The organism is Methylobacterium sp., from assembly GCF_028290105.1.
Classification (GTDB): domain Bacteria; phylum Pseudomonadota; class Alphaproteobacteria; order Rhizobiales; family Beijerinckiaceae; genus Methylobacterium.
Genome location: NZ_JAQGKL010000143.1, coordinates 1 through 6,470 on the forward strand (window position 1 = coordinate 1; position 6,470 = coordinate 6,470).

Here is a 6,470-nt window from a genome sequence, read left to right on the forward strand (position 1 = left end):
CAGGCCGCCTGGGCGGGGCCGGACCGGCCGGCCGCCACGGCCCTGCCGCCGGGCCTCGGGCCCTGGGGCCGGCGCGTGGAGCGGGTGCACGGCCTCGTCTCGGGCCAGTCCCTGGCCCACGTCTCGCTCCAGGACTTCCCCAGCATGGAGTACGGCGACAACCGCTTCATCGCCGGCGGCTATGGCGGCTACCTCGCCCGTCTGGCGCAGGGGCTGCCCATCGCCCTGGGCACGCCGGTCACCGGCATCGACTGGTCGGGGCCGGGCGTGCGGGTCGCGGCGGGTGCCGCGTCCCTTGCCGCCCGGGCCGTCATCGTCACCGTTCCCACCATGGTGATGCGGACGACACCGCTCTTCACCCCCGCCCTGCCCCGGGAGGTGGCGGACGCCATCGCGGGCTTTGCCACCGGCATCTACGAGCACGCCGTGCTGCACTGGCCGTCCTGTCCGTTCCAGGGGGCGGACCGGCTCGCGAGCCTCGTCGGAGGGCGGGAGGCGAGCCCGGGCCTCCTCACCCGCATCGACGGCACGCCGTTCCACTTCTTCGAGCTCGACGCACCCATGGCGGCGGCCCTCGACGCCCGCCGGGCGGGACCGGACGGGGTCCGGCGGCTCGTGCGCGCGACGCTCAGCCACCATTTCGGTGCCCGCGCCCTGCACGACCTGAGCATCCCGGCGGTGAGCGAGTGGCGGCACGACCCCTGGGCGCGCGGCTCCTGGGCGGTGGTGCCCCCCGGCCATGCCGACGCTCGCGCCGCGCTCCAGGCGCCGGTCGCGGAACGGCTCTGGTTTGCCGGCGAAGCTCTGTCGCGGCTGCAATGGGGCACCGCCGGGGGCGCCTACGACGAGGGCGAACGGGCCGCCGCGTCGGTCGCCGACCACCTGCGCGCCTGACGCCGTTCAGGACACCGCCCGGCGGAGATCCAACGGCGAAACCGGGAAGAGTTCCGCAAAGCGCCCGGGCAGGTGAGCGATGAGGTGCTCGATCTCGCAGGCGGGTCGGGCGGGGCTGAAGAGGAAGCCCTGGATGTCGTCGCAGCGGCTGGCCTTCAGCATCATCGCCTGTTCCACGGTCTCGACCCCCTCGGCTGTAACGGTGATCGAGAGCTTGCGCGCCAGCGTCAGGATCGCCTCGATGATCGCCAGGCACTCGGGCCGGCTGCTCATCTCCTTGATGAAGGAGCGGTCGATCTTGATCTTGTCCACGGGGAACCGGATCAGGTAGCTCAGTGACGAGTAGCCGGTGCCGAAATCATCGAGCGCCACGCGGATGCCCAGCGCCCGCAGCTCGTTCAGGTTCGCGATGGTGGTCGCGTTCATCTCGAAGAATACCGATTCGGTGACCTCGATCTCCAGGCGCTCAGGCGCCAGTCCGCTCAGAGCCAGCGCCTCCGTCACGTAGGCCAGGAGATCGGTGTTCCGGAACTGGATGGGCGAGATGTTGACCGCGAGCCGGATCTCCTGCGGCCAGGAAGCCGCCTCCTGGCAGGCCTGGCGCAGCACCCAGCGGCCGATTTCCGTGATCAACCCCGAGGCTTCGGCGACGGGCACGAAATCCGCCGGCGAGACCGTGCCGCCCGCGTGCCGGTCCCAGCGGAGCAGCGCTTCGAAGGTGCGGACCCGACCATCGCCGAGCCCGATCAGGGGCTGGTAGTGCAGCGTGAATTCACTCAGCGCCACCGCTCGCTTGAGGTCGGCCTCCAGGTCGCGCCGCAGGCGTACCGATGCCTCAAGGTCCGGAGCGAACACGCTCACCTTGCCCCGCCCCGTGGCCTTGGCCCGGTAGAGCGCGAGATCGGCCTTTCCAAGGAGGCCTTCGGGTGTCTGCGCATCGTGCGGCGCCCGAGCCAGACCGACGCTGACGCCGATCTCCACCTGGACGCCGTCGAGGGTGTAGGTCGCACTCAGGGTCTCGATCAGGCGCTCGCCGAGCAGGACCGCGTCGTCGATGTCCTCGCAGGCTAGGAGAATGGCGAACTCGTCGCCGCCGAGTCGGGAGACCAGGGTGTCCGGCGGCACCGTTCCGGTGAGGCGCTGGGCGACCCGGGCCAGCAGCACGTCCCCGCAGGCGTGCCCGAAGGTATCGTTGACGAACTTGAAGCCGTCGAGGTCGAGGTAGAGCAGCGCGCAGGGACGCGCCATCGCCGTCGCGCGGGCGCAGGCCTGGGTCGCCGCGTCGTGGAACCGGGTCCGGTTGGCGAGCCCGGTCAGGGAATCGTAGCTCGCCAGATACGCGATCCGCGCCTCCGACTGCCGGGTCTCGCTGATGTCGGAGCCGACGCCGCGAAATCCGTGGAAGGTGCCGTCCCGGTCGGTGATCGGCTTGCCGCTGAGGCGCCACCATCGCGTTACGCCCGCGATCATGACCTCGACCACCCGCTCGCGGAAGGCTTTGCGCTCGGCCACCAGCGCGAGGATTTCGGCGGTGTCCTCACTCATAGGCCGGGGCTGGCGGATGCCGAGAAACAGGGCCGAGAAGGGCGCGTCCCGAAGCGTCTCCAGGCGTTCGCCCGACACCTGCACGATGCGCTCGGAGACATGCTGGAGCCGTCCCTGCGCGTCGGTCTCCCAGAGCCAGTCGCTGGTGTTCTCCTCGAACTCGTGCAGCAGCAGGCTGATCGTCTCGTTCTGCGCGCCGACCCGGACACGGTCCAGGATGCGCTCCCCCGACAGGCGCGACATCCGCCCCGAGGTGAACATCACGAAGAGCGCGTAGATCACCAGCAGGACGGCCAGCGACCGGGCCACGAGCCCGCCCGCGCTGATCAGGGCCACGAAGCTGCCGAGCGTGATCGGGATGGCGAACAGCAGGCCCAGCCTGCGGGAGGAGCCGAAGGTGTAGGTCGTGGCCATGAGCCCGGCGCAGATGCCCACCACGTAAAGCCGGTGATCGGCATCCGAATTCGGGAACAGCGCCAGGGGCATGCTGCTCCAGGCGAGGCCCAGGGCCAGCACGAGCCCCTCCGCCAGGCGCTGGCCGGTGGCGATCTCCGCCTCCCCGGGTCGCCGCAGCCGGTATCGTCTGGCTCCTATCGTGGCGACTGTGGCCGGCACGACGACGCTGAAGAACAGGATCGACAGGTAGAGGGGGCTCGCGTGATCCTGAAACATGAGGAACACGGTGGCGGCCGTCACCGCGTGGGTCAGGGCCAGATGGGGCGCGAGATGCAGTGCCTCGTCGAGATGCCCGGCTCTCACTTCCAGGCCGTAGCGGTCGGTCCTCGGTCCGACGCTCGGGTCCGGCTCCTGCTCCGGAAGAGACGCCGGGGAGACGGCCGGCAGCGGAACGCGGTCGCTGACGCGTCGTCCCCAGGCGGGCTCGGCGGATCGGATGGGCCCGGAACTGGTGATGGCGCTGGTTTCCGGGATCGAAGAGGTGGGTCGGAACGACATCGTGCCCGTCATCTCACCGGGCCGGACTCGTTGGGGTGCATCCACCGCAGGTCGGACCGGCGCCGTGCGGGTGACCCGACGGCAGGGTCGTGATCTGTGCCTCGTCCAAGCACCGCATCGTCAGTTCACCGGCTTCGGGTTCGAACCGACACGCTACGGAAAGGCCTTTGAGAGAGTCTTAATTGTATCGCGGATGCCTGCGCCCACGCAGGTTGCACGGGTATCGCGCGCAACGCGCATTCCGTCACAGGCTGACATGCCGGCCGACGTTCTCGCGCGACAGCGGTTCCAGGAAGGCGGCACCGATGCCGTCCTCGAAGCGGCGCGCGACCCTGGCGGGAGTGCGGCCGATCGTGATCCGCATCCCGGGCTCCAGGGGGATGTCGACCGTCAGGGCGGCGCCCGAGGCTGAGACGTTGATGAGCCGGCCCGGGACCCGGACCCCGGATGAGGTGGTGACGAGGATGTCCGGCTTGTCCGGCACGAAGCGTGGATGGACCCGTTGCGGCGCCGCATCGACATTCTGCTCCCCCGCGAGGTCGAGGAGGCGTCGGACGATGACGGGGAGTGGCCGATCGGCCCGCGTCACCCGGGCGACGAACTCCGCCTTGTTGCGATGGATGACCAGCGCCTCCAGGGTGCCGGCGTAGCGGATGCTGCAGGTCAGCATCTCTCCCAGTCCAGGCACCACGGAGGAGCGGAAGCGCAGGCCGGAGACGGACAGGTCCGTCGTCACGGCGTAGAAATCGGACCGGTGCCGGCTCCAGCACAGGGCCGGCAGGATCAGCTTGGTCAGGATTACGGTGGAGGGCGGGCCCATATCCATCCTGTGGTTGCAGGATGTACTAAGATCCTTTTCCTGAGAGATTCCTTTACAAAGGTCCGGAAAATTTTATCGAACCGGCGGCGTGGGTTCTGCACGGCGCTCGCGGGATTGCAGGGTATCTTTTCGGGCGGGTTGACCGAGCGAACCGGCGTATCTGCGTGTGCCTACGGCGCAGGCCCACGGGACCTATGTGACTTGGGCAACGACACGAATCGATCCGCCATCGGAACAGTCGAGGCAAGCCGGGCCTCCGTTCCCACGCGCAAGGGACAGATTTCTTCCCTTCAGAATATTATCTCAAGGGTGACAATCGGTATTCGCCGGCATCGTGTCGAGGCGCGTGAGATCGCCGACCACGGCGAACTCGCCGTAGTTGAGCCGCAGCGCGCCGCTGACGCCATTCTCGTAGAGGTCGAAGCTGAGGACGTAAATCGGCGTGCGTTCGCCTTCTCCGGGGACGTAGTAGCTCAGGGTCACGGGCCAGCGCGGCATCGCGGCCATCGCCCCCTGGAGCGGCTTGTCGCGTTCGGCCGCCTTGTCGCTTTCCGCCTTGCCGCTTGCCACCTTGTCCCCGGCTGCCGGGGCCGGAGCCTGGCGTCCGATGACCGCCAGGGTGTCATAGACCTTGCGCCCGTCATCCGAGCCGTCGAACACCTTGACGGAGACCGTGCTCTGGCCTTCTCGCGCCGCCTGGATCAAGCGCCGCATGTGAACGGTGGGAAACAGGACCTCACCCGCGTTCTGGTACTGGTCGCGCTTGGGCTCCTTCAGCTTCACCTTGAGGAGGCCGGAGGTCGATTCGGCAGTGCCGTCCACGGCCTGCCCCGGGGTGCCGTTCAGGACCGTATCGGTCTTGAAGCGGTAGCTGCGGCCGTCCGCGCTCTCGAAGGTGGAGTTGCGCAGGTCCGAGGTCCGGCTTCCGGTCTCGCCGCTCTCCAGCACCGTCACCTGCCGGGTCTGCATCGTGTAGCCCTTGCAGGCGTCGCCGGTGAAGTCGATGACGATGCGCCCGCGCGCGCTCTCCACGGCCCGCGTGCCGCTGCTTTCCGCCAGCGAGAGGTCATAGACCGCCCGGTGATTGGCGAGACTGATCGGCGAGGCGGCGCCCGCCGCGCCCACGAACAGCAGGAGACCGGCACCCGCGCCGGCGGCACTCCTGACGGTGATCGTGGCCTTCACCGCATGGGCAAGCACGCTTGAACGACGCATGGACTCTCCTGACAAAACCGACCGGGAGTGCGAACACCCGCCGGCACGGCTGAGATAGGGCATCGCGGCCGCTCGTGCGAGGTTCGGCGCCGGACGGCCAGAGTCAGGACGGGTTCGCCAGGAGGGCGACTTGCCCTAGATTCCGGCTGCCAAGAACGAAAAATACTCCGGGAAGGACATTCCGATGGACGCCGAGACCCTCCGCTCCCTCCAGGCTCCGATCAAGGACCGCTATCGCGACGCTCCCGACTCCGCCGTGGTGACCCTGCGCGCCCGCGGCAGCCTCGACGACACCGCGATCGCCTGCAAGGTCGAGACCGGCCGGGCGCTGGCGGTGGCGGGCCTGCATCCGGCCACCGGCGGCTCCGGCGCCGAGCTCTGCTCCGGCGACATGCTGCTCGAAGCCCTCGTGGCTTGCGCCGGTGTCACCCTGAAGGCGGTCGCTACCGCGATCGGCGTGGAATTCCGGTCCGGCACGGTGAGTGCGGAGGGGGATCTCGACTTTCGCGGAACGCTTGGGGTCGACAAGGCGGCGCCCGTGGGCTTCCGGGCGATCCGCCTGGGCTTTGCCCTCGACACCGATGCGCCCCAGGACAAGCTCGACCAGTTGCTCAAGCTGACGGAGCGCTACTGCGTTGTGTTCCAGACCCTGAACCACAAGCCGGAGCTGGCCGTCACCCTCGCGCAGGGCTGATCCGTCCCACGCCGGCCTTGCCCGTGTGGGTTTTTGCGTCCGGACAGGTGATCCCGGCGCCGTGATGGTGCGTTGCCTCCGACATGATGATTTTCCAATGGATCGTCGGCGTCCTGTTCGGCGCCGTGCTCCTGGCGGGCCTCGCCCGCCGGGTCGGCGCCCCCTACCCGGTCTTCCTGGCGCTAGGGGGAATCGGTCTCGCCTTCATTCCGGCGGTGCCCAACCTCGTCCTCGATCCGGAACTGGCCCTGGCCCTGTTCCTGGCCCCCGTCCTGCTGGACGCCGGCTACGATACCTCGGTGCGGGACCTGCGTACCCATTGGCGCCCCATCGCCGGCCTCGCCTTCG

General features: G+C 69.0%; 6 protein-coding genes. 3 read left to right on the forward strand and 3 right to left on the reverse strand.

The annotated features are described in order from the left end of the window. Positions 1-894: FAD-dependent oxidoreductase (locus tag JWQ05_RS10195; RefSeq protein WP_299658225.1), on the forward strand; the 894-nt coding region annotated here is incomplete at its 5' end. A gap of 6 nt (positions 895-900) precedes the next feature. Here JWQ05_RS10195 and JWQ05_RS10200 read toward each other — a convergent pair. From JWQ05_RS10200 to JWQ05_RS10210, 3 genes are all read right to left on the reverse strand, one after another. Beyond that, positions 901-3,393, reverse strand: a complete 2,493-nt coding sequence (locus JWQ05_RS10200; RefSeq protein ID WP_299658227.1) for an EAL domain-containing protein — start codon at positions 3,391-3,393, stop codon at positions 901-903. Positions 3,394-3,637: 244 nt separating this feature from the next. Further along, positions 3,638-4,213 (reverse strand): PilZ domain-containing protein, encoded by a 576-nt coding sequence (locus tag JWQ05_RS10205; protein WP_299658229.1) that lies wholly within the window; start codon positions 4,211-4,213, stop codon positions 3,638-3,640. A 303-nt stretch (positions 4,214-4,516) separates the two neighbouring features. Then, positions 4,517-5,428 carry a cell envelope integrity EipB family protein gene (locus JWQ05_RS10210; protein ID WP_299658231.1) on the reverse strand — a complete coding sequence of 304 codons (912 nt, stop codon included), beginning with the start codon at positions 5,426-5,428 and terminating at the stop codon, positions 4,517-4,519. Positions 5,429-5,612: 184 nt separating this feature from the next. Here JWQ05_RS10210 and JWQ05_RS10215 point away from each other — a divergent pair, with 184 nt between their 5' ends. Together JWQ05_RS10215 and JWQ05_RS10220 are read left to right on the forward strand one after the other, a co-directional pair. Next, the gene (locus JWQ05_RS10215) at positions 5,613-6,122 is read left to right on the forward strand and encodes an OsmC family protein (protein ID WP_299658233.1); all 510 of its coding nucleotides are present in this window, start codon (positions 5,613-5,615) and stop codon (positions 6,120-6,122) included. Between the two features lie 83 nt (positions 6,123-6,205). Further along, a partial coding sequence (locus JWQ05_RS10220) for a cation:proton antiporter (RefSeq protein WP_299658234.1) occupies positions 6,206-6,470 on the forward strand: 265 nt, incomplete at its 3' end.

Coding starts and splice junctions, on each gene's coding strand:
- JWQ05_RS10200 (WP_299658227.1), bottom strand. CDS start 3,393: ATGTCGTTCCGACCCACCTCTTCGATCCCGGAAACCAGCGCCATCACC.
- JWQ05_RS10215 (WP_299658233.1), top strand. CDS start 5,613: ATGGACGCCGAGACCCTCCGCTCCCTCCAGGCTCCGATCAAGGACCGC.
- JWQ05_RS10210 (WP_299658231.1), bottom strand. CDS start 5,428: ATGCGTCGTTCAAGCGTGCTTGCCCATGCGGTGAAGGCCACGATCACC.
- JWQ05_RS10205 (WP_299658229.1), bottom strand. CDS start 4,213: ATGGGCCCGCCCTCCACCGTAATCCTGACCAAGCTGATCCTGCCGGCC.